22 protein-coding genes and 1 riboswitch are annotated in these 22678 nt (G+C 71.3%); of the genes, 14 read left to right on the forward strand and 8 right to left on the reverse strand.

Annotation, left to right across the window (positions count from 1 at the left end; all coding sequences use genetic code 11):
• Positions 1-10 precede the first annotated feature (10 nt).
• From Drose_RS35500 to Drose_RS35510, 3 genes are all read left to right on the forward strand, one after another.
• Positions 11-868 (forward strand): 1-phosphofructokinase family hexose kinase, encoded by an 858-nt coding sequence (locus tag Drose_RS35500; RefSeq protein ID WP_260725577.1) that lies wholly within the window; start codon positions 11-13, stop codon positions 866-868.
• Positions 849-1682 carry a class II fructose-bisphosphate aldolase gene (locus Drose_RS35505; protein WP_260725578.1) on the forward strand — a complete coding sequence of 278 codons (834 nt, stop codon included), beginning with the start codon at positions 849-851 and terminating at the stop codon, positions 1680-1682. Before Drose_RS35500 ends, Drose_RS35505 begins: the two co-directional genes overlap by 20 nt.
• A 182-nt stretch (positions 1683-1864) precedes the next feature.
• Positions 1865-2221 carry a response regulator gene (locus Drose_RS35510; protein ID WP_260725579.1) on the forward strand — a complete coding sequence of 119 codons (357 nt, stop codon included), beginning with the start codon at positions 1865-1867 and terminating at the stop codon, positions 2219-2221.
• Here the strand turns inward: Drose_RS35510 and Drose_RS35515 are convergent.
• Positions 2199-2870 carry a response regulator gene (locus Drose_RS35515; protein WP_260725580.1) on the reverse strand — a complete coding sequence of 224 codons (672 nt, stop codon included), beginning with the start codon at positions 2868-2870 and terminating at the stop codon, positions 2199-2201. The genes Drose_RS35510 and Drose_RS35515 overlap by 23 nt on opposite strands.
• A gap of 41 nt (positions 2871-2911) precedes the next feature.
• On the opposite strand from Drose_RS35515, the gene Drose_RS35520 reads away from it, so the two are divergent.
• Complete coding sequence (locus tag Drose_RS35520; RefSeq protein ID WP_260725581.1) at positions 2912-4819, forward strand: CHASE3 domain-containing protein; 1908 nt, start codon at positions 2912-2914, stop codon at positions 4817-4819.
• Between the two features lie 138 nt (positions 4820-4957).
• Positions 4958-5206 (forward strand): hypothetical protein, encoded by a 249-nt coding sequence (locus Drose_RS35525; RefSeq protein ID WP_260725582.1) that lies wholly within the window; start codon positions 4958-4960, stop codon positions 5204-5206.
• A 178-nt stretch (positions 5207-5384) separates the two neighbouring features.
• On the opposite strand, the gene Drose_RS35530 is transcribed toward Drose_RS35525, so the two are convergent.
• The 5 genes from Drose_RS35530 to Drose_RS35550 all read right to left on the reverse strand — a co-directional run bounded on the left by Drose_RS35530 (position 5385) and on the right by Drose_RS35550 (position 10665).
• Entirely contained in the window at positions 5385-6398 is a 1014-nt protein-coding gene (locus Drose_RS35530) for an ABC transporter permease (protein WP_260725583.1), read from the reverse strand.
• 313 nt (positions 6399-6711) lie between these two features.
• On the reverse strand, positions 6712-8763 hold the full coding sequence (locus Drose_RS35535) for an ATP-binding protein (protein ID WP_260725584.1): 2052 nt from the start codon (positions 8761-8763) through the stop codon (positions 6712-6714).
• A complete protein-coding gene (locus Drose_RS35540) occupies positions 8760-9125 on the reverse strand; it encodes a response regulator (RefSeq protein WP_260725585.1) in 366 nt (121 codons plus the stop codon). The genes Drose_RS35535 and Drose_RS35540 overlap by 4 nt, the downstream gene beginning before the upstream one ends.
• Before the next feature lie 50 nt (positions 9126-9175).
• Positions 9176-10417, reverse strand: coding sequence for a hypothetical protein (locus Drose_RS35545; RefSeq protein ID WP_260725586.1), 1242 nt, complete (start codon positions 10415-10417; stop codon positions 9176-9178).
• Entirely contained in the window at positions 10414-10665 is a 252-nt protein-coding gene (locus Drose_RS35550; RefSeq protein WP_260725587.1) for a hypothetical protein, read from the reverse strand. Before Drose_RS35550 ends, Drose_RS35545 begins: the two co-directional genes overlap by 4 nt.
• Before the next feature lie 262 nt (positions 10666-10927).
• Between Drose_RS35550 and Drose_RS35555 the strand changes: the two genes are divergently transcribed.
• A complete protein-coding gene (locus Drose_RS35555; RefSeq protein WP_260725588.1) occupies positions 10928-11512 on the forward strand; it encodes a DedA family protein in 585 nt (194 codons plus the stop codon).
• A gap of 84 nt (positions 11513-11596) precedes the next feature.
• Positions 11597-11733, forward strand: a riboswitch (cyclic di-AMP (ydaO/yuaA leader).
• A 4-nt stretch (positions 11734-11737) separates the two neighbouring features.
• Positions 11738-12754 (forward strand): coiled-coil domain-containing protein, encoded by a 1017-nt coding sequence (locus Drose_RS35560; RefSeq protein ID WP_260725589.1) that lies wholly within the window; start codon positions 11738-11740, stop codon positions 12752-12754.
• Between the two features lie 30 nt (positions 12755-12784).
• Here Drose_RS35560 and Drose_RS35565 read toward each other — a convergent pair whose 3' ends face one another.
• Together Drose_RS35565 and Drose_RS35570 are read right to left on the reverse strand one after the other, a co-directional pair.
• Complete coding sequence (locus Drose_RS35565; RefSeq protein WP_260725590.1) at positions 12785-13873, reverse strand: branched-chain amino acid aminotransferase; 1089 nt, start codon at positions 13871-13873, stop codon at positions 12785-12787.
• A 79-nt stretch (positions 13874-13952) separates the two neighbouring features.
• Complete coding sequence (locus Drose_RS35570) at positions 13953-14804, reverse strand: spermidine synthase (RefSeq protein ID WP_260725591.1); 852 nt, start codon at positions 14802-14804, stop codon at positions 13953-13955.
• 178 nt (positions 14805-14982) lie between these two features.
• Between Drose_RS35570 and Drose_RS35575 the strand changes: the two genes are divergently transcribed.
• From Drose_RS35575 to Drose_RS38880, 7 genes are read left to right on the forward strand one after another with little or no spacing between them, the layout of a single operon-like run.
• Positions 14983-15858, forward strand: coding sequence for an FAD binding domain-containing protein (locus Drose_RS35575; protein ID WP_260725592.1), 876 nt, complete (start codon positions 14983-14985; stop codon positions 15856-15858).
• 5 nt (positions 15859-15863) lie between these two features.
• Positions 15864-16343 (forward strand): (2Fe-2S)-binding protein, encoded by a 480-nt coding sequence (locus tag Drose_RS35580; RefSeq protein ID WP_260725593.1) that lies wholly within the window; start codon positions 15864-15866, stop codon positions 16341-16343.
• Positions 16340-18715 carry an aerobic carbon-monoxide dehydrogenase large subunit gene (locus Drose_RS35585; protein ID WP_260725594.1) on the forward strand — a complete coding sequence of 792 codons (2376 nt, stop codon included), beginning with the start codon at positions 16340-16342 and terminating at the stop codon, positions 18713-18715. Before Drose_RS35580 ends, Drose_RS35585 begins: the two co-directional genes overlap by 4 nt.
• Before the next feature lie 17 nt (positions 18716-18732).
• Positions 18733-19689, forward strand: coding sequence for an XdhC family protein (locus Drose_RS35590; protein WP_260725595.1), 957 nt, complete (start codon positions 18733-18735; stop codon positions 19687-19689).
• Positions 19689-20552, forward strand: coding sequence for an AAA family ATPase (locus Drose_RS35595; RefSeq protein WP_260725596.1), 864 nt, complete (start codon positions 19689-19691; stop codon positions 20550-20552). The genes Drose_RS35590 and Drose_RS35595 overlap by 1 nt, the downstream gene beginning before the upstream one ends.
• Positions 20542-21783, forward strand: coding sequence for a vWA domain-containing protein (locus Drose_RS35600; RefSeq protein ID WP_260725597.1), 1242 nt, complete (start codon positions 20542-20544; stop codon positions 21781-21783). The genes Drose_RS35595 and Drose_RS35600 overlap by 11 nt, the downstream gene beginning before the upstream one ends.
• On the forward strand, positions 21678-22520 hold the full coding sequence (locus tag Drose_RS38880) for an SRPBCC family protein (RefSeq protein ID WP_313899971.1): 843 nt from the start codon (positions 21678-21680) through the stop codon (positions 22518-22520). Before Drose_RS35600 ends, Drose_RS38880 begins: the two co-directional genes overlap by 106 nt.
• Positions 22521-22678: the final 158 nt, after the last annotated feature.

Genomic DNA, 22678 nt, shown 5'->3' on the forward strand with positions numbered 1-22678 from the left:
GATCGTGACGGTGACGCTCAACCCGGCGCTGGACCTCACGTACACCGTCGACGAGCTCGTCCGGCACGCCACCCACCGGGTCGGCGCGGTGGCGGAGCGCGCCGGCGGCAAGGGCCTCAACGTCGCGAACGTGTTGCACGCGCTGGGCGAGCCGGTGCTCGCCACCGGCCTGCTCGGCGGCCGGACGGGCGCCCACGTCCGCACCCTCGTGGACGCGGCCGGGCTGGCCGGCTCCTTCGTCGCCATCGGCGATGAGACCCGACGCACGGTCACCGTCGTGGACCGTGCGGACGCGACCGGGCTGTGGGAGCCCGGCCCGACGGTCACGAGCGCGGAGTGGTCCGCGTTTGCCGAGCACTACGAGTCGCTCATGGCCGGCGCGAGTGTCGTGGTGTTCAGCGGCTCGCTCCCGCCGGGCCTGCGCCCGGACGCCTACGCCGTGCTGATCGCCGCCGCGAAGCGCCACGGTGTGCGGACGGTGCTGGACACCAGCGGTGAAGCGCTGGTGCACGGCACCGCGGCCGCGCCGGACGTGGTGAAACCCAACGCCGAGGAGGCGCGGGCGATCGGGCGCACCGGCACGCTCGTCGTCTCCCGTGGGCGGGAAGGGCTCATCGCGTACACCGGGGAAGGCATCTTCGAGGCCGCCCCACCCGAGATCGTCGAGGGCAACCCGACCGGAGCCGGCGACGCGTGCGCCGCCGCGATCGCCCGCGGGCTCCGGGACGGCACGCCCTGGCCGGCCCTGCTCGCCGACGCCGCCGCGCTGGCCGCCGCGGCCGTCGCCGCACCGGTGGCCGGCGCCGTCGACCTGGACGAGTACGACCGCCTGAGGAAGCGAGGACCGCATGTTCAGCCCGACCGGTGAGATCGTCGCCGACGCACAACGCCGCGGCGTGGGGGTGGGCGCTTTCAACGTGATCACCATCGAGCACGCCGAGGCGATCGTCACCGGCGCCGAGGCGGCCGGCTGCCCGGTCGTCCTCCAGATCAGCGAAAACGCGGTCCGCTTCCACCACGGCCGGCTCGGGCCGATCGCGGCCGCCGCACGCAGCGTTGCCGAGCTGTCGTCGGTGCCGGTGGGCCTGCACCTCGACCACGTCGAGAGCGACGAATTGTTCGATCAGGCGGCGGCCAACGGGTTCGGCTCGGCGATGTACGACGCCTCCAAAATGTCCTATGTGGACAATGTGCGGGCGACGGCCGACGCGGTGCGGCGTGGGCACGCGCAGGGGCTGTGGGTGGAGAGCGAACTCGGCGAGGTGGGCGGCAAGGACGGCGCCCACGCGCCGGGCGCACGGACCGACCCGGACGAGGCGTCGGCGTACGTGGCGGAAACGAAGGTCGACGCCCTGGCGGTCGCCGTCGGGTCCTCCCACGCGATGACCACCCGCGACGCACGGCTCGACCACGAACTCGTGCGGGCCCTCGCCGCGGCCGTCGACGTGCCGCTCGTGCTGCACGGCTCGTCCGGCGTCGGCGACGACGAATTGCGCAAGGCGGTGGCGAGCGGCCTGGTGAAGATCAATATCGGAACGGCGCTCAACGTCGCATTCACCAATGCGATCCGCCGGGAGATACAGGTCCAGACGTCGGTCGACCCACGAAAATACCTCCGGCCGGCACGAGCGGAGATGGCCACGACAGTGACGCAGGCACTACGAGTAGTAGCCCTCCCCTAACCACCCCAGGTGCGCGTTGATCTTGCAGTTGTGGTGCCTAACAAACCGGGCATTCAGGGAGTGTCTCGGCACCACGACTGCATGATCAACGCACCAGGGTCGGTGCGCGGAGTCGGTGCGCGGGGTGATCTTTCCCGGTAGCCGCAAGGCAGAGCCACCCGCAAAGCTGTCACGGTGGAGGCATGGCGATCCGCTGCGTCATCGTCGACGACTCCGAACGCTTCCGCGCCAGTGCACGACGGCTCCTCACGACGCAGGGCATCTCCGTGGTCGCCGATGCGGCCGACAGCGGTCAGGCGTTGCAGGCCGTCGAAGAGCAAGAGCCGGATGTCGTACTGGTTGACGTCGGCCTCGGCACGGAGAGCGGTTTCGACCTGGCGGCACGCATCGAGTCGACCGCGGTGATCATGATTTCCAGTCTGGCCCCGGACGACATCCTCGAGCTGCTGGGGCGCAGCCGTGCGATCGGCTTCCTACCCAAGGACCAGCTCTCCGGGCGCGCGATCACCCGGATGCTCACGCAGCCTCAAGAAATGTGAGGACGGCGAGCACCCGGCGGTGGGTGTCGTCGGTCTCGGGCAGGTCCAGCTTGGTGAGGATCGAGCGGACGTGCTTCTCCACGGTGCCCTCGGTGACCCACAGCTCCTTGGCGACACCCGCGTTGGAGCGGCCCTCGGCCATCAGCGCCAGCACCTCGCGCTCGCGCGGGCTCAACACGCCGAGCGGGTCGCGGCGGCGGTGCGCGGCGACGAGCTCCTGGACCACGGCGGGATCGACCACGGTCCCGCCGTCGTGGACGCGGTGCAGTGTCTCGAGGAAATCCTCGACGTCGGTGACCCGGGTCTTGAGCAGGTAACCGATGCGCTCGCCGCTGGCGAGCAACTCGATGGCGTGCTCGACCTCGACGAACGCGGAGAGCACGAGCAGCGCCACCCGGGGGAACCGCAGCCGGATCTCACGGGCCGCGGCGAGGCCCTCGGTGGTGTGTGTGGGCGGCATCCGGATGTCGACGATCGCCAGATCCGGTTCGGTCTTCTCGACGAGCTCCAGCAGATGGTTCCCGTCGTCAGCCAGGCCGGCCACGGTGAACCCGTGCCGGTCGAGCAGGCTCGCAAGCCCTTCGCGCAGCAGGACGTCATCGTCGGCGATCACCACTCGAAGCGGGTCCGCCGTCCCCTCGAATGTCATCAAATCCAACATAACCCCGCGATCGTGGGTAGACACCCCTCATGCGCGGAGGGTTGACCGTCCGTCTCGGGGTGGTCTGCGCGGTGTTCACACTCATGATCAGCACCGCGTTCTTCGCGATCCTCTTCTCGGTCTACCAGCTCCGCAGCTCCGTCCTCGTCGTCACCCAGGCCGAGCGGGCCGTGTCGGCGGCCAACACCCTCGGGCGCCTCCTCCTCGACGTGGAAGCGGGCCGACGCGGATTCGCCCTCACCCACGACCGGTCACTGCTGCGACCGTGGATCCGCGCGCAGCAACAGATCCCCTTGCGGCAGCAGGAACTGGCCGCGGCCGTGACCGGCGACCCGGCGCAGGCTGCCCGGGTGGCCCAGCTCAACGCCGACATCACCGCCTACCTCAACAACTACGCCGACCCGGCGATCGCGAAGGACGGCACCGACCCGACCAACGTCGACCCGCACTCCATCGCCGACGGCCAGCGCCGGATCGCCGAGCTGCGCAACGAGTTCGACCAGTTCACGGTGGTCCAGCGGGCGATCGTCGACGACATGCGCAACGAGGCGGCCCAGGCCGGGCGGCGGGCGGTCTTCGCCGGGGTCGGCGGGCTGGCCGTGGCGCTGCTCGCGGTCGCGCTGCTCACCCGCTCGCTGGCCGTCATGGTCGTACGCCCGCTGCACCGGCTCGTCGGCGCCGCCGACAAGGTCGCGGGCGGCGACCTCGGCGTGCGGATCGAGACCGACGCTCCCGTCGAGGTGGGCAGGATGCAGCGCACGTTCAACTCGATGGTCGACGCGCTGGAGCGCGGCCGGATGACGCTGAGCACGGTGGCGGCGGAGCAGGCGGCGCTGCGCCGGGTGGCGACCGTCGCCGCGCACGGCAGGCCGCCGGAAAAGGTGTTCAGCACGGTGACCGCGGAGGCGGGCAAGCTGTTCGGGGCCGACGCCGCCGTCCTGCTCCGCTTCGAAGCCGACGGCGGCGGCACCATCGTGGCGAGCTGGAGCTACGACCCGGCGCACCGGATCCAGCTCGGCAAGGTGCCGCTCAAGGAGACCGGCATCGCCGGGCGGGTGCTGCGATCCGGCCGGCCGATCCGCATGGAAGGGGCCGAGAGCGCCGACTTCCTGGCCCGCGAGTTCGGCGACATCGCGATCCGGTCGGCGATCTGCGCACCGGTCCTCGTCGCGGGCAAGGCCTGGGGAGCGCTCAAGGCGCTCTCCACGCGTTCCGAGGCCCTGGCGGAGCACGACGCCAGGCGCGCCGCCGAGTTCACCGACCTGGTGGCGAGCGCGATCGCCACCTCGCAGGCCCGGGCCGACCTGACCGCGTCGCGGGCCCGCGTCGTCGCGGCGACCGACGAGAGCCGCCGGCGGATCGAGCGCGATCTGCACGACGGCACGCAGCAGCGGCTGATCGCACTGCTCCTGGCCCTGCGCGCGACCGAGACACAGGCGACCGGCGGCCTGCGTGCGCGCCTCCACTCGATCGGCAGCGATCTGTCGGAGGCGATCGACGAGCTGCGCGAACTGGCTCGCGGCATCCATCCCTCGATCCTTTCGGAAGGCGGCCTGGGCCCGGCGATCAAGTCGCTGGGCCGTCGCTCACCCGTCCCGGTGGAGGTCAAGGTGGACCTGCCGGACCGGCTGGAGACCAAGGTGGAGATCGGGGTGTACTACGTGGTGGCCGAAGCGCTGACCAACGCCGTCCGGCACGCTCGGGCCACGCTCATCAGCGTAGTAGCGTCGATCGTCGACGGGCGGCTGGAGCTGTCGATCGAGGACGACGGCGTCGGCGGCGCCGACCCGAGGACCGGCACCGGCCTGGTCGGCCTCGGCGACCGGGTTGCCGCGCTCGGTGGCGCCATGCACATCGCCAGCCGTCCGGGTGCCGGCACCAAGCTGAGCATCACCGTGCCGCTGCCGGCCCTCGCCCAGGGGGGTGACACGGGATGAGACGATGATGGAGGCCAGCCGGTATCAGGGGGTACGGAAACCCGCAGCAGGGGAATCCCGCTGGCGCCGAGGTTGCGGGTGCGGCCACGAGCGAACGTGGACCTAGACATCCGCACCCCCTTGAACAGGTGATCCACCATGACGACTTGCCCGGTTGACCCGGTGCTGAGCATGGCACTGTTCGTCTCCGACACCCCGACGACCCGCGACCTCGACGACGCCACGATCCGCGCGACCGTGGACAGCACGCTCGCCCGGCTCGGCGCCGATGAGTGCTACGCCCGAGCGGCGGAAGTGTTCGGCGATCGTCCGGACGTCGCACTCGACCGTATCCAGTGGGCGCGCGACCTGTGCGCCCGAGCGCTGGCGCTTCGCTCAGTGGCATAGCTGATCGATGATCCTCACCAGTCTGTGCCAGGTCCCCCGAAGCGAGCGTCAGTAAGGACGGGGGCGGCTCGTTGCGAAGGCCCTCCGCGCGAGCCGCCGCCGTCCGCCCCTCTTCCGTTGCCGTCACGACCTTGGCGCGCCTGGGCAACCACCGGTGAGCCCGCGGCGCCCCGCACCGCTACACGGGGGACAGTTCGCGCGCCTCGGCCCGGCCCGGCCGACGGGACCTGCGCAGCCCGGCGGCGCCCACCAGGATCAGCCCCAGCGCCGCCCAGCCGAGCAGCACGAGCAGGTGCGGCGTCGCCCCGCCGCCGTCGAAGAACGACACACTGCGCAGCAGCGACCCGGCCGCGCCCGGCGGCAGGTACTGCCCAAGTGCGCCCCAGCCGGCCGGCAGCATCTCCGGCGCGCTCGCCAGGCCGGACAGCGGGTTGCCGAGCAGCATCATGACGGCCGCGCCCAGGCCCAGGCCGGCGGTGCCGAAGAGCGACTCGAGACCGAGGACGGTCAGAGCCGTCGCCGCGATGGACAGCGCCACCACACCGCTGTTCGCCCAGTAGTCGCCCTCGATCGAGCCGAGCCAGAACTGCAGGATGGCGACGAGGGCGAAGCCACCGGTGACCGCGAAGGCGAGCGCGCCGGCGACCCGTCGGACGGTACCGGCGATGAGGTTCGTCAGCAGTCCGGCCGCGACGATGCCACCCAACACGAGAGGCAGCGCCCCGGCGGCGAGACCGGCACCACGCGGGTCGTCGGCGGGCAGCGGCACGAGGTCGCGCACGGCGACGGCCGTCCCGCCCGGGTTCAACCCCTGCGCGACCTGCTGGAGCGCCTGCGCGACGGCCGGGCTCGCCGCCGAGGCGATGATCAGGTGAGGCCGGCCGGTGGAGAGGTCGATCGCGCCGTACACCTCCCGATCGCGGATCAACCGCTCGGCGGCGGCGGTGTCGGAGACCTGGACCAGGTCGAACGCGCCGGGCCGCCGGCTCTCCAGTTGCTGGGTGACCTGCGCGACCGCCTGCGGCGGGCCCGCGACGGCGAGCGGGATGTCGTGCACGGTGGAGCGGGTGGCGGGCCACGCGAAAGCGATCATGATAACGCTGAGGAGCGCGGTCAGGAGGAGCACGATCGCGCCGACGCGAGGCCATGGCGACCGGGCGTCCTGCCCGGATTCGGGGTGCTGTGCGGCCATCGGAAGTCTCCCTAAAAGAACGTTCGTTCGTTCACTTTTGAGCATGACCACCCCTGCCGAGGCCGTCAAGAACGAACGTTCGATTTTTCATCGTGACACCCACGACACGCCAAGCCGGACACCGGCCGGAGCAACCGGAGCCGGACGAGCAGTTTCATGATCGTGGAGCGTTCATGCAGCCAGAGGTCAAGATCGCGGAGTCAAGCCCCAACAGCCCCTCGGCTAACTCGGACAAGACCAACAATTCGCGCACGGGCCATCGCCGACCGGCGCGCTCCGGCACAATCCGCCGCCATGCCACTCGACTCCATGATCATGAAACAAAGGCTGAACCGCCCAGCCGCGCCGCCGACAGTGGGGTCGCCACTGTTGCCGAGGGGAGGGTGAAAGCGAAGCGGGAGCCGCCGGCCTCGTCGTCCGTGGCCATGATCGTGCCGCCGTGACGTTCCACTATTCGCTTGCAGATCGCCAAACCCAACCCCGTGCCGGTGTAGCCCGAAGAGCGGTGGGCCCGGTGAAAGTTGGTGAAGATGGCATCGTGATGGCCGGGCGGAATACCGATCCCGTTGTCGACGATCTCCACCCGGACGATGCCGCCCGCATCGTACGCCGACGATATCGTGATCCGCGGGATCACTCCCGGCGCCGTGTACTTCACCGCGTTGCCGATCAGGTTGTCGAACAACTGGCGGAGCAGGACGGGGTCGGCGCGTACGTCGAAGAGGTGGCCGATCGTGAACTGCGGTGGCGGGGTGCCGGCCGCGGCGGCCAGGTCGCCGCGCGCGGTGGTGACGTCGACGACCAGGTCTCGCAGCACCACGTCGACCGGTGCGATGGTCGCGTCGCGGGCCGTCGCGTAGGCGAGCAGGTCGTTGATGAGGTGCCGCATCCGGGCCGAGGCGCGGTTGATGCGGCTCAGGCTGTCTTCGGCCTCGTGCACCGCCGGGTGGTCGGGCATCGACCGCAGCGCGTCGTCGAGAGCCTCGGCCCAGCCGTCGATCGTGGTCAGCGGGTTGAGCAGGTCGTGCGCGACCACGCCGGCGAAGGAGGACAGTTCGTCGCGGTGCCGCCGCTCCGCCGTGACGTCGTGGAAGACCACCACGGCGCCGCCCTCGTCGTCCGGGCCGTCGGCCGGCAGTGCGGTCGCGCTCACGCTGACGACGCGCCCGTCCGGGATGCCCGGGTTGCGCACCAGCATCTCGCGGTTGCGCACGGCGTGGCCGGCGAGCGCCTGGTGGTGCGCCATCTCCTCGGGCGGCAGCGGGGTGCCGTCGGGGTGGAAGAGCCCGTATCGGTCGGATGCGGCGACGTGGTCGCTCTCGCTGGTCACCCCGCCCAGCAGGGCCACGGCGGCGGGGTTGCGCATGATCCAGCGGCCGTCAGGTCGTACCACCGCCAAACCATCGCTCATCGAATCCACGATCGTCGTCAGCAGGTGGGCCTGGGCCGCGGCCGCCTTCCCGGCCGCCGTCAACTGCTCGAGGAGGGCGGCGCGTTCGTCGCGGCCGAGTGCGATGGACAGCCCGACGATCGCGACCATGCCGACGAACGCCTGGGCGACCAGCGCCCGGGTCGGGTGCGCGGTGATCCCGGCGAACGGGCCATCGCCGTTCAGGGTGAACAGGATCGCCAGGGCGCCCAGGCAGAGGTCGTGGAAGACGACGAAGGTGGTGTGCAGCCGCAGCGCGGACCAGACCGTGACCGCCAGCAGCGGGAACGCCAGCGGAAGGCCGTGGTTGAGGGCGAACCCGACGACGTAGGCGGTGACCGAGCAGACGACGAGCGCCACGTACTCGGCGACGCGCAGCGGAGGAGCGAGGCGGAGCCGCCAGCCGGTGGTGAGGTGGTAGCCGAGGCGCATCCCGGCGACGCCGATGAGCAGGATGCTCACCACATTGCGGGTGAACCAGACGGCGACCTCGCTCCATGCCAGGTGCCCGGTGCCGAACCACACCGCCGTGGGGCCGATCATCGTGCTCGCGGCGGCGGCGCCCCCCGCGACCACCAGGAGTCGCCACAGGTCGACGGCGCGGGAGAGCTGCTCGTGGCCACCGGCGCCCCACAGGTGCGGGCAGAGCCGGCGGAAGACGGCCAGGAAGACGTAGACCTGCACCAGGTTCGCGACGACGAAACAGCAGGCCAGGGCGAGCGGAGCGCCGGTCGCGGTGTTGACGACGACGGTGATCACGGTCAGGGCGATCGGGTCGATCCAGCGCAGGCGCCGCCGGCGCTGGGCGGAGAACCAGAGCACCGACACGCCGGCGGCCGGCCAGACCAGGCTCAGGCTGGTGCTGTCCAGGATCGTGAGGCGGCCCGCGAGGGTCGCCGCCAGGTACAGCAGAGCCCACGCAGCGGTAGGGATCATGCGCTGCTCCGCATGGTCCGCTCCACCCCGGACCGCAGCGACTCGGCCGTGAACGGTTTCCGCACGTAGAGCGCGCCGGTCTCCGCGACGCGCACGACCACGTCGCCGCCCCAGAGGACGGTGAGGAACATGGCCGGCAGGTCGGGACGGTGCCGCCGCAGGCGTTGCAGCAGTTCGATCCCGTCCATGCCGGGCATGTCGACGTCCAGGATCACGGCGTCGGGCAGCCCGTGCCGGGCGACGGCGGCGAGCGCGGTGTTGCCGTTTTCGGCGGCGAGCACGTCGTGCCCGTCGGCCCGCAGTCGCTTGACGATCAGGTCACGGACGTCCTGCTCGTCATCCACCACGAGTAACCGGGCCATGTGCGCCTCCCGCCTTCCCCGACGTCTCATCGGCAGGCGGGAGGCGCGTTTTACCGCTTCGCGGGAATGACGTCCTCGAGGTGGCGGCCGTTGACGGCGGCCCGGCGGCCGGCGTCGACCTCACGCTTCCAGGTGCGGACGTAGTTGGAGGCGGTGAGGCGGTCGACGTCGTCGAGGTCGAGCAGGTCGCCGACGAACATGGTGAGTGCGACCACGTCACGCTGGTCGCCGGCGGGGATGTGCTCGTGCAGGATCTGGTGCACCTGGTTGCGCAGTGACCCTTCCCGCACCAGCGGTGCCGGGCTGAGCGTCGGCTCCTCGGCGATCTCCGCGGTCGTCGGCCGGGTCCGCGACTTGCGGGGCGGCGGCAGGATGCCCTCGATCTCCCCGCGCAGCTCACCGAGCGGCGAGAACGACGGCTCCGGCGCCGGCTCGGTCTTCGGCGGCTCGGGCAGTGCGAGTTGCTCCTGGGTGTCGATCACCGGCAGCGGCTCGGGCTCCGGCTCGGCCGGTGCCGGCAGGGCACCGGCCGGCGCGAGGCGTGCCGGGGCGAGGTCGGCGGCGATGAGTGCGGTCAGGCCGTCGTAGTCGGCGCCGTCGGCGAGCCGGTGGGCGATCTCGTCGAGGTCGTAGACGGCGACGGCGATGTCGGCGGTGGTCGGGTCGACCGCGGCGCGGATCTTGCGGTGCAGGACCTTCGAGATGGCGGAGGTGCGCAGCTCCTTGCGCTTCTCGGCCCGGGCCGCGGCGAGGGAGCCGTAGAGCCCCAGGCGGGGGTCGGCCTTGGCGAGGTTCTTCGCCCGCAGCGTCATCCAGGGGTGGCGCGCCCAGTGCCCGACGACCTCGTAGGCCGGCGTGGTGGGCGGCAGGTCACCCTTGGCCCGCAGCCGGTCACGGCGCTGGTTCTCGGTGTGCATGAGCCAGACGAGGTAACCGAGCGCGGACATGCCGGCGAAGAAGCCGGCGAGGAGCTTGTTGTCGTGGGCCATCCAGTTGAACGCCACCGCGAACGCGGCGATGATCGCCGACAGGATGCGGGAGGCGATCGCCCGCTCCCCCAGCCGGCGCCGCACGTCGGCGTTGGCGAGCACGACGATGCCGCCCAGCTCGAGCGCGCCGACCGCGGGGATCGCCCAGATCAGCGGTATGCCGAGGGCCTCGACGGCACCGGAGACCTGCCCGGCCAGGGCGACCAGCAGGACCACCACGTAGAAGAGCTGACGCATGTAGGACGTGCGCCGGACCGTGCGTTGCAGGTCGGCATCGAGTTGGCCAATGCCCGGCGTTGTCACCGGCTTCTCCCGTCATCCGTGGCCGGCAACGGATAGCCCCGTGCCGCGAGGAACTCGGCCAGCGCCAGATCCACCGAGCTCTGCACGGTGGTGTTGTGGTCGCCGACGAACCGCTGCAGGGTCTGCTCGATCTCAACCCGCACACGGGTGTTGAGCTGGACCCGCTCGAACCGCGGCCGCCGCGGTGGCATCGCCACCGTCTTCCCAGTCGACTCCAGCACCATCTCGTCTTTCACCCGGTCGGACATCTTCACCGATCGCTGTTGATCACTTTCGCTAGCCACTTGCTAGCCGGGACGCTAGCAAAACATCCGCCAACGGCCGAATCAGACACGCCGCGCCGGCACCCCCGGCCGGCGTGGCGCCCGGCGGTCCACCGCCCACATAGGACGGTGACGGCGGCCGCCCGGGCCGGGCACCGGCCCCGGGACACCCCTGCCACCCTTCTCGGGGTCCGCTCGGGGTCACTCCCTGATGTGCGCTTTGTACGCTCGGCCATAGCTTCGTCACATGACCTTTCTCGAAGCGGTGCCGGTGCCCTTGTTGGGCCTCGCGCTCGGCGTGGTCATGCTCCTCGACACCGTGCCGATCCTCGGCATCCTCATCCCGGCGGACGTCGCCATCCTCACCACGTCGGGCGTGACCGATCCGTTCAGCAGCCTCGGGTGGATCATCGCCGGCTGCCTGACCGGCTGGTCCCTGAGCTTCCTCGCCGGCCGGCTCCTCGGCGAGCGCCTCCGGTCGAGCCGCTTCGGCGACTGGATCGGCGCGGAGCGCTGGACAACCGCCGACCGGGTGGTCCGCGAGGGCGGCAGCCGCATCCTGGTGACGGCGCCGTTCCTGCCGTTCGTCAACACGCTGGTGCCGCTGGTCGCGGGCGGGCTCCGGATGCCGTACGTCCGGTTCCTGCGCAACGCCGCCATCGGTTCGGCGCTGTGGGGCGGCCTCTACGTCAGCCTGGGCACGCTCGCACAGCAGATCTCCGAGCTGCTGCCGACGGGAAACCTTACAATGATCGCCACCGTCATACTCGCCCTCACGTTCGGCTGGGTGGCACTCAAGGGCACCCGCCGGCTCACTACCGTACGTGACTAGCCGTACGCGTTCTCGGTCCTGCGCGACCAGGCGACCGTTCGGTAATCTGGCGACGGATTCGCCTGGCGGCGCCCCTCGGCGCCAGTGAGTCCGCCGCCGAGTCGGTCTCGACCGAGCCGGGGAACCAACCGAAGTTCCGGGGTGAATCCGCACCTGCGGTAGGGGTCACTGTTCCGTCCCGAACCCGTCAGCTAACCCGGTAGGCGGCGCGCGAAGGGACAGATCGTGGTCAATGCGCGACGCCGCGTCGCAGTGCTGCTGATCGCCGTGCTCGTCACCGTGGGCGCCTGGGCCGTGCCCGCATCCGGCGCACCGGGCGACCCGACGGCCCCGCCGGACGAGGGCTCGGCAAACATGACGCTCGGCGAGGCCTTGGACAAGGCCAACCGGGAGTGGCTCGACGCCCGGGCGGTGCTCGACGCCTCGAAGAAGAAGCAGGCCGAGCTCGACGAGCAGGTCGTCGCGATGCAGAAGGCGATGGAGCCGGTCCGCGCGAGCGTCAACGTCATCGCCGCCGCGGCGTACCGCACCGGCGGCCTGCGAACGACCGCGGCGCTCATGACCACCGACGGGCCGGAGCATTTCCTGGACCGCATGCTGATGGTGAACACCATCGCGCGATACAACGACCGGCAGATCGCCCATCTGACCCGGCTCGAGGCGGATCTCAACGCGTCGAAGAAGGCCATCGACGACGAGGTCGCCAAACAGCAGGCCCAGACCGACATCATGGGCAAGAAGAAGCAGGATGCCGAGAAGGCGCTCGTCAAGATGGGCGGGAAGGCCAACGGATACGTCAACGTGAACTCCCCGCTGGCGAACCCGGCCCCGCGCAACGCCGACGGTTCGTGGCCGAAGGAGAGTTGCATCATCGACGATCCGACGACGTCGGGCTGCATCACGCCGCGGATGATCCACGCGGTCAAGGAGGCACGAAGCGCGGGATTCACCCGCTACTATTCGTGCTTCCGGCCGTCTGGGCCGTATGAACATCCCAAGGGCCGCGCGTGCGACTTCGCCGCGCAGAGCAACGGATTCGGCGGCGTGGCCACCGGGGGCGACAAGACCTACGGCGGCAATCTGGCCGCGTTCTTCGTCCGCAACGCCAGCGCCCTGGGCGTCCTCTACGTCATCTGGTTCCGCCAGGTGTGGACCCCGGCGGCGGGCTGGCACGCCTACAGCGGCGGCAATGGCGATCCGTCGAGCGACCACACGAACCACGTGCATCTGTCGGTCTACTGAGCAGCCGCTCGACGGGGTCGGTCGGATCGCTCACGGGCGGCGGCGGGACCAGCCGAACGGGTCCTCCGCCAGGCCACGCTGGATGCCGACGATCGCATCGCGGATGGTCGACGTCACCTGCCCCTCGGCGGCGCCCGCTATCGTGAACTCGCCGTCCTTCGTCCGCGCCGTGCCGATCGACGTGATGACCACACCCGTGCCGCAGGCGAACGTCTCGCGCAGCTTGCCCGACTCCGCGTCGGCCCGCCACTCGGCCAGCGAGTAGGGGCGCTCGGCCACGCCGTAGCCGAGGTGCTCGGCCAGCCGGAGCACCGAGTCGCGGGTCACACCCGGAAGGATGGAACCGTTCAACGGAGGCGTGACGAGCAGCGGCACGCCCTCGTCGTCGTAGACGAAGAAGAGGTTCATGCTGCCCGACTCCTCGATCCAGCGCCTCTCCACCGCGTCGAGGAACACCACCTGGTCGCAGCCCGCCTCCTGGGCCTGCGCCTGAGCGAGCAGGCTGGCAGCGTAGTTGGCCGCCGTCTTCACCGCGCCGGTGCCGCCGGGCGCGGCCCGTGAGTAGTCCTCCGACACCCACACCGTCACGGGCTTGGCGCCGCCGGCGAAGTAGGAGCCGGCCGGCGAGGCGATGACGGCGAACAGGTACTCCGTCGACGGGCGGACACCGAGGAACGGGTCGGTCGCGATCATGAACGGGCGCAGGTAGAGGCTCTGGCCCGGGCGGGTCGGCACCCAGTCGCGATCGGCGTCGACCAGCGTCCAGACGGCGCGCAGGAACAGCTCCTCCGGTAGCTCCGGCATCGCGAGGCGCGCCGCGGTCGCGTTGAGGCGGCGCGCGTTGGCCTCCGGGCGGAAGAGCGCCACGCCACCGTCGGGCGTCGCGTATGCCTTCAGGCCCTCGAAGATCTCCTGCCCGTAGTGCAGGGCCGCGGTGGCCGGCGACAGCGAGAGCGGGCCGAAGGGGACCAACCGGGCGTCGTACCACCCTTTGGTATCGGCATACCGGATGGTGACCATGTAATCGGTGAAGACCCGGCCGAATCCGGGATCACCGAGCAGCGCGGCGCGCTCCTCGGCCGAGCGGCGAGGCGCGGGAACGATGTCGAATTCGAGCATTCCGCGACTGTATGCGGAACCTGAACGATCGCTAAGCCACGTCCCGACGACTGGACGGTAACGGTCCGCAAAGGGCCACTCAGAACAGATCGGCCGGCGGCGCGGGCGACGGTGTCGCGGTGGCGTCGGTGACCACCCGGGCGGCGCCCACGAGGTCGGCGAGGCCCTCGCCGTCGACCAGCCGGGCGGGGAACGGATCCGCCGCGGCGGCGCGGGCCAGCTCGGCGGCCGGGATCCGCCCCCGCGTCGGCGAGGCCACCAGGACGACGTTGCCGAAGCGGCGGCCGCGCAGCACCGGCGGCTCGGCGAGGAGCACGACCTCGGCGAAGACGGCGCGCAACGTCGCGGCCTGCCCCCGGGCGAAGGCCAGGCCGGCGCCGTCGGCGAGGTTGGCGACGTAGAGCCCGTCCGGCCGCAGCACACGGGCGGCCTCGGTCAGGAACTCGCGCGACGCGAGATGAGCCGGAACTCGCGCGCCACTGTACACATCAGCGATCACGAGGTCGAACCGCCCGGGCGCCGTCGACGCGACGGCGGCACGCGCGTCCGCGGCGCGCACGCGGATGTCGGCGCCGCGCGGCAGCGGCAGCTCCCGGCGCACGAAGGCGATCAGCGCCGCGTCGAGCTCGACGACCCGTTGCGCCGAGCCGGGCCGCGTGGCCGCGACGTACCGCGGCATCGTCAGGGCACCACCGCCGAGATGCAGCACGGACAGGGGCGCGCCGGCCGGCGCCATCGCGTCGACGACGGAGGCGATGCGGCGCATGTACTCGAAGTCGAGCCGACCGGGATCGGCGAGGTCCACGGCGGACTGCGGATAGCCGTCGAGCAGCAGCGTCCAGCGATCCGGGCGCCCGTCGTCGGGGCGCAACTCGGCGACACCACAGTCGACCTGCTCGACGATGCCGGCGTTGCGCTTCCGTCCGCCCATGAACTCAATCTTGCAACCTGCAACGACAGAATCTTGAGCCAGGCCAACAGGAACTACTCTCTGTTGATTGGCCGACTACGCTCGCGGAGTTGTTCCCTCCAGCAATTGGGACGACGATTTGGTCGACTCCTGACTCGGTGTCCAAGTGATGGAGACCTCAACCTCACACGGAGGCGCGATGCAAGTACCGGCCGCATTCGAATACGCGAAAGCCACGAGCGTCGACCAGACGTTGGAGTTACTGGCCCAGTGGGGCGAGGACGCCCGCCTGATCGCCGGCGGCCACAGCCTGATCCCCATGATGAAGCTGCGCCTGGCCCGCCCCACCGCGCTCATCGACATCAACGACGTCGCCGAGCTTTCGTATATCCGCGTCGAGGGCGCCGAGCTGCGCATCGGTGCGTTGACGCGGCACGCCGAGCTGCTCGCCTCCCCGCTGGTCGAGGAGCACTACCGCATCTTCGGCGACGCCGAGAAGGTGATCGCGGACCCGCTCGTGCGCAACCGCGGCACCGTCGGCGGCTCGCTCTGCCAGGCCGACCCGGCCGAAGACCTCTCCGCCGCCTTCGCCGCGGTCGACGCCTCGGCGGTGATCCAGGGTGCGCGGGGGTCGCGCACCGTGCCGCTGTCCGAGTTCCACGTCGGGCCGTACGAGACCGTGGTCGAGCCCGGTGAGCTGCTCACCGAGGTGCGCGTGCCGATCCGGCCCGGCGGCGGCTCGGCGTACTACAAAGTGGAGCGCCGTGTCGGCGACTGGGCGGTCGCGGCCGCCGGCGCCGCCGTGTGGCTGGACCAGGACGTGATCAAGAAGGTCGGCATCGGGCTGGCCGCGGTCGGCGCCGAGCACTTCCGCGCGGCCGAGGCCGAGGCGTTCCTGACCGGCGAGCCGGCGACGGAAGCGTCGTTCGCCGAGGCGGGGCGCATCGCCGCCGAATCCTGCAACCCGGTCGCGGACCAGCGTGGACCGGTCGACTACAAGCGACACCTCGCCGGCGAGCTCACCGTGCGCGCGCTGCGCGCCGCGACCGCGCGTGCGCGGGGTCAGGAGGCCTGAAACACATGCAGATCACCGTGACGGTGAACGGCGAGAAGCACACCCGCGACGTCGAGCCCCGGCTGCTGCTGGTGCACTTCCTGCGCAACGAGCTCGGCCTGACCGGCACCCACTGGGGCTGCGACACGTCCAACTGCGGCGTCTGCACCGTGACGCTCGACGGCGTGCCGGTGAAGTCGTGCACGGTGCTGGCCGTGATGGCCGACGGCAAGAGTGTCGGCACCGTCGAGGGCCTGGAGCGGCCCGACGGCCTCGACCCGGTGCAGCAGGGCTTCATCCAGTGCCACGGCCTGCAGTGCGGCTTCTGCACGCCGGGCATGATGATCACCGCTCGCGCCCTGCTCGACGAAAACCCCGACCCGTCGGAGCCGGAGATCCGTGAGGCGATCTCGGGCCAGCTCTGCCGCTGCACCGGCTACGAGAACATCGTCCGCTCGGTGCGCTGGGCCGCGGAGCACTCGGCCAAGGAAGGAGCCGACGCATGACCGTGACCGAGAATCCGACCCCCATGGGCTTCGGGCGTATGCACCGCAAGGAGGACGCGCGGTTCGTGCGGGGCAGGGGCAACTACGTCGACGACATCCAACTGCCCGGCATGCTGCACGGCTCGTTCCTGCGCAGCCCCTACGCCCACGCGAAGATCGTCTCGATCGACACGAGCGCGGCCGAGGCCCTGCCCGGTGTCAAGGCCGTCATCACCGGCAAGACGCTGGAGACCCTCAACCTCGCGTGGATGCCGACCCTCTCGTACGACACCCAGGCCGTCCTGGCGACCGACAAGGTCCGTTTCCAGAACCAGGAAGTCGCCTTCGTCGTGGCCGAGAACCACTACATCGCCCGCGACGCGCTCGAGCTGATCGAGGTCGACTACGAGCCGCTGCCGGTCGTCGCCGACGCCAAGCAGGCCCTCGCACCGGGCGCCCCGGTCATCCGGGACGACAAGGAGGGCAAGACCGACAACCACATCTTCGACTGGAGCGCCGGCGACGCGGAGAAGACCGCCCAGGTCTTCGCCGAGTCCGAGGTGGTCGTGACCGAGGACGTGCTCTACCCGCGGGTGCACCCGTCCCCGCTGGAGACCTGCGGAGCGGTCGCCGACTTCGACAAGGTCACCGGCAAGCTGACGATCTACTCGACCACGCAGGCGCCGCACGCGCACCGCACGGTCTACGCGCTGGTCGCCGGCCTGCCGGAGCACAAGATCCGGGTTGTCTCGCCCGACATCGGCGGCGGCTTCGGCGGCAAGGTCGGCATCTACCCCGGCTACGTGCTGGCGATCGTCGGCTCGATCGTCACCGGCAAGCCGGTGAAGTGGATGGAGGACCGCAACGAGCACCTGACCGCCACCGCGTTCGCCCGCGACTACCACATGCACGGCGAGATCGCGGCGACGAAGGACGGCAAGATCCGCGCCCTGCGGGTCAAGGTGCTCGCCGACCACGGCGCCTTCAACGGCACCGCGCAGCCGACGAAGTTCCCGGCCGGCTTCTTCCACATCTTCACCGGGTCGTATGACCTGGAGGCGGCGTCCTGCGACGTCACGGGCGTCTATACCAACAAGGCGCCCGGCGGCGTGGCGTATGCCTGCTCGTTCCGCATCACCGAGGCCGTGTACCTCGTCGAGCGGATGATCGACATGCTGGCCTTCGAGCTGAAGATGGACCCGGCCGAGCTGCGGATGAAAAACCTGCTCAAGCCGGAGCAGTTCCCGTACACGACGCCGACCGGCTGGGAGTACGACTCCGGCGACTATCCCAAGGCGCTCAAGCTCGCCATGGACATGGTGGAGTACGACAAGCTCCGCGCCGAGCAGGCCGAGAAGCTCCAGCGCGGCGAGTACATGGGCATCGGCATCAGCTTCTTCACCGAGGGTGTGGGCGCGGGCCCGCGCAAGCACATGGACATCCTCGGGCTCGGCATGGCCGACGGCGCCGAGCTTCGTGTGCACCCGACCGGCAAGGCGGTGCTGCGCCTGTCGGTGCAGACGCAGGGCCAGGGCCACGAGACGACGTTCGCCCAGATCGTCGCGGAAGAGCTGGGCATCTCGCCCGACGACATCGAGGTGGTCCACGGCGACACCGACCAGACCCCGTTCGGCCTCGGCACCTACGGGTCGCGCTCGACCCCGGTGAGCGGCGCCGCGACCGCGATCGTGGCCCGCAAGGTGCGCGACCGGGCACGGATCGTCGCGTCGGCGATGCTGGAGGTCTCCCCCGACGATCTGGAGTGGGAGAAGGGGAAGTTCTTCGTCAAGGGCGATCCCGACCAGGCCAGGACGATCCAGGAGATCGCCATGGCCGCGCACTCCAGCCTGGAGCTGCCGGAGGGCGTGGAGGGCCACCTCGACGCGACGACGGTCTACAACCCGCCGAACCTCACGTACCCGTTCGGCGCGTACATCTGCGTCGTCGACGTCGACCCGGCCACCGGCCAGGTCAAGGTGCGCCGGTTCATCGCGGTCGACGACTGCGGCGTGCGGATCAACCCGATGATCGTCGAGGGCCAGGTGCACGGCGGCCTCGCCGACGGCATCGGCATGGCGCTCATGCAGCTCATGGCGTTCGACGAGGACGGCAACCACCTGGGCGCCTCCCTCATGGACTACCTGCTGCCGACGTCGCTCGAGTGCCCGTCGTGGGAGCTCGGCGAGACGGTCACCCCGTCGCCGCACCACCCGATCGGCGCCAAGGGCGTCGGCGAGTCCGCGACCGTCGGTTCGCCGGCGGCGGTGGTCAACGCCGTGCTCGACGCGCTCAAGCCGTTCGGGGTCCGGCACGCCGACATGCCCCTCACGCCGTCGAACGTCTGGCGGGCCGCGCAGGGCCGCCCGATCCGCACCGACCTCGCGATCAGCTAACGGTAGGGAACCCGCAGATGAACCTCCTCACCCGCGCCGACGAGCTGCGTGAAGGCCGGACGCCGTTCGTTCTCGCGACAGTGGTACGAGCCGAGCGCCCGACGAGCGCCAAGGCCGGTGACCGCGCGTTGGTGCTGCCGGACGGCACGATCGAGGGGTTCGTCGGCGGAACCTGCGCCGAGTCGACCGTCCGTCTCCAGGGGCTGCGGCTCCTGGAGACGGGCGAGTCGGCCCTGCTCCGCATCACGCCCGACGACGTGACCGGGGACGACCGCCCGGGCGCCGAAGGGCTGCTCACGGTCGCCAACCCGTGCCTGTCCGGCGGCACGCTGGAGATCTTCCTGGAGGCGATGATCCCGGCCCCGCTGGTCTTCGTCTACGGCGAGGCGCCCGTCGCGCGCGCCCTGGCCGACGTCGCCACGGCGGTCGGCTGGGCGGGTTTCCGCGCGCCCGACGCCCAGACCCCGATCCCGCTCGACGCCGGCGCCGTGGTGGTCGCCTCCCACGGCCGCGACGAGGTGGAGATCCTCATTGCCGCCGTGAAGGCCGGCATCCCGTACGTCGCGCTGGTCGCCAGCCGCAAGCGCGCCGCCGCCGTGCTGGCGGAGCTGCCGCTCACCGACGCCGAGAAGGCGCGCATCCACGCGCCGGCCGGCCTCGACATCGGCGCCCGCACCGCACCCGAGATCGCGCTGTCGGTGCTCGCCGAGGTCGTCGCGAGCCGGCCCCGCCAGACCGCGCCGCCGCCCGACCGGCAGGCACCGGAACAGCCGACGCCACAGGGGCCGCCGCGCCGGCTACTGCCCTTGATCGAGCCCGTGCCCGCCGTCGCCGTCGCCAAGGACCTGGTCTGCGACATGGACGTGGCGGTCGTGCCCGACGCGTTGCAGTACGAGCACCAGGGCACGAAGTACTACTTCTGCGGCTCCGGCTGCCGCCGCGCGTTCGCCGACAACCCGGCCCGGTATCTCTGATGGAGTCGATCGACGAACTGGCCGACGGCCTGGCCGCACAGGGATACCTCGCCGATCCGGCGCTCGCGACCGCGCTTTTCCTGGCGGTACACCTGAAGCAGCCGATCCTGCTCGAAGGAGAGCCCGGTGTCGGCAAGACCGCTGCGGCGGCCGCGCTCGCGGGCGCCCTCGACACGCCGCTCATCCGCCTGCAGTGCTACGAGGGGCTGAGCGCGGCCGAGGCACTGTACGAGTGGAATTACCCCCGCCAACTCCTCGGCATCCGGCTCGCCGAGGCGCGCGGCGAGGTCCCGCGCGAGGCGGACCTGTTCACGCCCGACTACCTGCTGCGCCGCCCGCTGCTCGCGGCGATCGAGCACCCCGGCCCCCGTCCGGCGGTGCTGCTGATCGACGAGGTCGACCGGGCCGACGACGAGTTCGAGGCGTTCCTGTTCGAGCTGCTCGCCGAGGGCTCGGTGACCATCCCGGAGCTGGGCACCCGGACCGCCGCCGTGCCGCCGGTCGTGGTGCTGACCTCCAACCGCACCCGCGACCTGCACGACGCCCTCCTGCGGCGCTGCCTGTACCACTGGATCGGCTATCCGGAGGCCTCACGCGTCGCCGCCATCATCCGGCAGCGGGTGCCCGGCGCCGACCAGCTCCTCGTCGCCCAGGTCGCCGGCACCGTGGCCCGCCTGCGGGGGCTCGACCTGACCAAGCCGCCGGGCGTCGCCGAGGCGATCGGCTGGGCCAACGCGCTGCGCCTGCTGGGCCTGCCGCTCGACGACAAGTCGGCCGACCTGACGCTCGGCGCCGCCCTGAAGTACCGGGAGGACGAGGAGGTGGCCCGCCGGACAGGGTTGGCGGATCTCGTTGCGGGGTGACTTAGCGGCCCTCGTCGCGGGCTTCGGCGAAGCGCTGCACGATGCCGGCCTGCCGGTCGGCCCCGACCGCGGCGAGCGGTTCGCCCGCGCGGTCACGCTGCTGGGTCCGCAATCGACGGACGAGCTGCACCGGATCGCCCGCGCGACGCTGACCTGCCGGCCGGAGCAGTTCGAGATCCTCGACCGGGTCTTCGACGCGATCTTCCGCGGCTACGTCGACCCGGCCGGCGCCGCGCGGGGCGACCTCAACGCACCCGGCGCTTCGACAACCACGCAGCCGGGCGGCGGTGCCCCCGCCGTGTCCGACCGTCCGTCCAGCCGAGACGCCGAGCGCGAGATCGAGGCGCCGGTGTCCACCGTCGGCAGCGCGGCCGAGCGGCTCGCCTCCCGCGACTTCGCCACGCTGAGCGCTGAGGAGCTGGCGCTGCTCGCCGACCTCATGCGCCGGCTGGCGGTCGCCACCCCGCCGCGCCGCTCCCGGCGCCCGCGGCGAACGCCGAGCGGCCGGGCCATCGACCTGCGGACCACCCTGCGCCGGGCCCGCACGACCGGCGGCCATCCGTTGCGGCTGCTGCGCCGCGAGCCGCGGACCAAGCCCCGGCGGCTGGTCGTCCTGTGCGACATCTCGGGCTCCATGGAGCCCTACGCGAGAGCGATGTTGCAGCTCTTGTACTGTGCCGCCGCCACCTCCCGCGCCGAGGTGTTCACCTTCGCCACGCGGCTCACCCGGCTGACCCGGGTGCTGGCCCGCACCCGGCCGGCGGTCGCCCTGGAACGCGCCGGCCGGGCCGCGCCCGACTGGTCCGGCGGCACCCGCATCGGAGCCGCACTCAAGTGCTTCACCGACGACTACGGGCGGCGCGGCCTGGCCCGCGGCGCGGTCGTGCTGATCGTCTCCGACGGCTGGGAGACCGGCGATCCCGCCCAGGTCGGGCGCGAGATGGCCCGGCTCGCCCGGCTGGCGTACCGGATCGTCTGGGTCAACCCCCGGACCCAGAGTCCCCGTTACCAACCGCTGGTCGGCGGGATGGCCGCCGCCTGGCCGCACTGCGACGCCGTGGTCAGCGCGCATTCGCTGGCCGCGCTCCAACCCCTCCTCGACGCTCTGCAAGGGAGTGCCCCCCCATGCTGCTCACCAATGAGTTCGTCGTTCCCCGCCCGATCGACCAGACCTGGGCGGTGCTCACCGACATCGAGCGGATCGCGCCCTGCATGCCCGGCGCGCAGTTGACCGAGGTCCGTGGCGACGAGTACCACGGCAAGGTGAAGGTCAAGGTCGGCCCGATGACGGCGGCGTTCTCGGGCACGGCGGTCTTCAAGGAGCAGGACACCGCCGCCCGCCGCGCCGTGATCGAGGCACGGGGCCGGGACGCCAGCGGCAAGGGCCGCGCGTCGGCGCTGGTGACGGCGGTGCTGCACGACGAGGGCGCCTCGACCCGCGTCCGGGTGGAGACGGACCTGAGCATCGCCGGGCCGCTCGCACAGATGGGCCGCAGCACGATCGGCGACATCAGCACCAAACTGTTGACGCAGTTCGTGCAAAACCTGGAGCGGCAGTTGGCGGCGGAGGACCCTTCGTCCGGGCCGGCTCCCACGGCCGGGCCGGCTCCCACACCCGGGCCGACTCCCACGGCCGGGCCGACTCCCACGGCCGAGGCGGCACCCGCAGCCGGGACGGCTCCCGCGGCTGCCGGAGCGGCGCCTTCCGCCGTAGCTCTCGACACCGCTGCCGAGGTGGCCACCGTCCTGCCGGCCCCGGCCGCACCCGACGCAGCCGGCTCGACCACCGCCCCGGCCGCGCAGGCCGCCGTGGCAGCCGAGCCCGAGGTCCGGGTCATCAACGGCCCCGAGGCGGAGGCCGTCGACCTGACGAAGATCGCCGGCACCGGCACTCTCGTGAAGGTCGCCGTCCCGGTGATTGTCCTCGTCGCCGTGGTTGTCGCACTGGCGATCTGGCTGCCCCGATAGCCACATCTTTCCCATGATCATGGAGTCGCGCCCGGCCCGGAACCCGCGGCCCCGATCCAGCGGCGACCACGAGCGACCGACACCACCCCGCACGACGTGAGTCGACGGCGCCGGCCGGGGCGTTGGCGGTCCACCACCACGGGTCGGTGCCGCTGTCG

This window comes from Dactylosporangium roseum (genome assembly GCF_025264685.1).
In the GTDB taxonomy this organism is placed as follows: domain Bacteria; phylum Actinomycetota; class Actinomycetes; order Mycobacteriales; family Micromonosporaceae; genus Dactylosporangium; species Dactylosporangium roseum.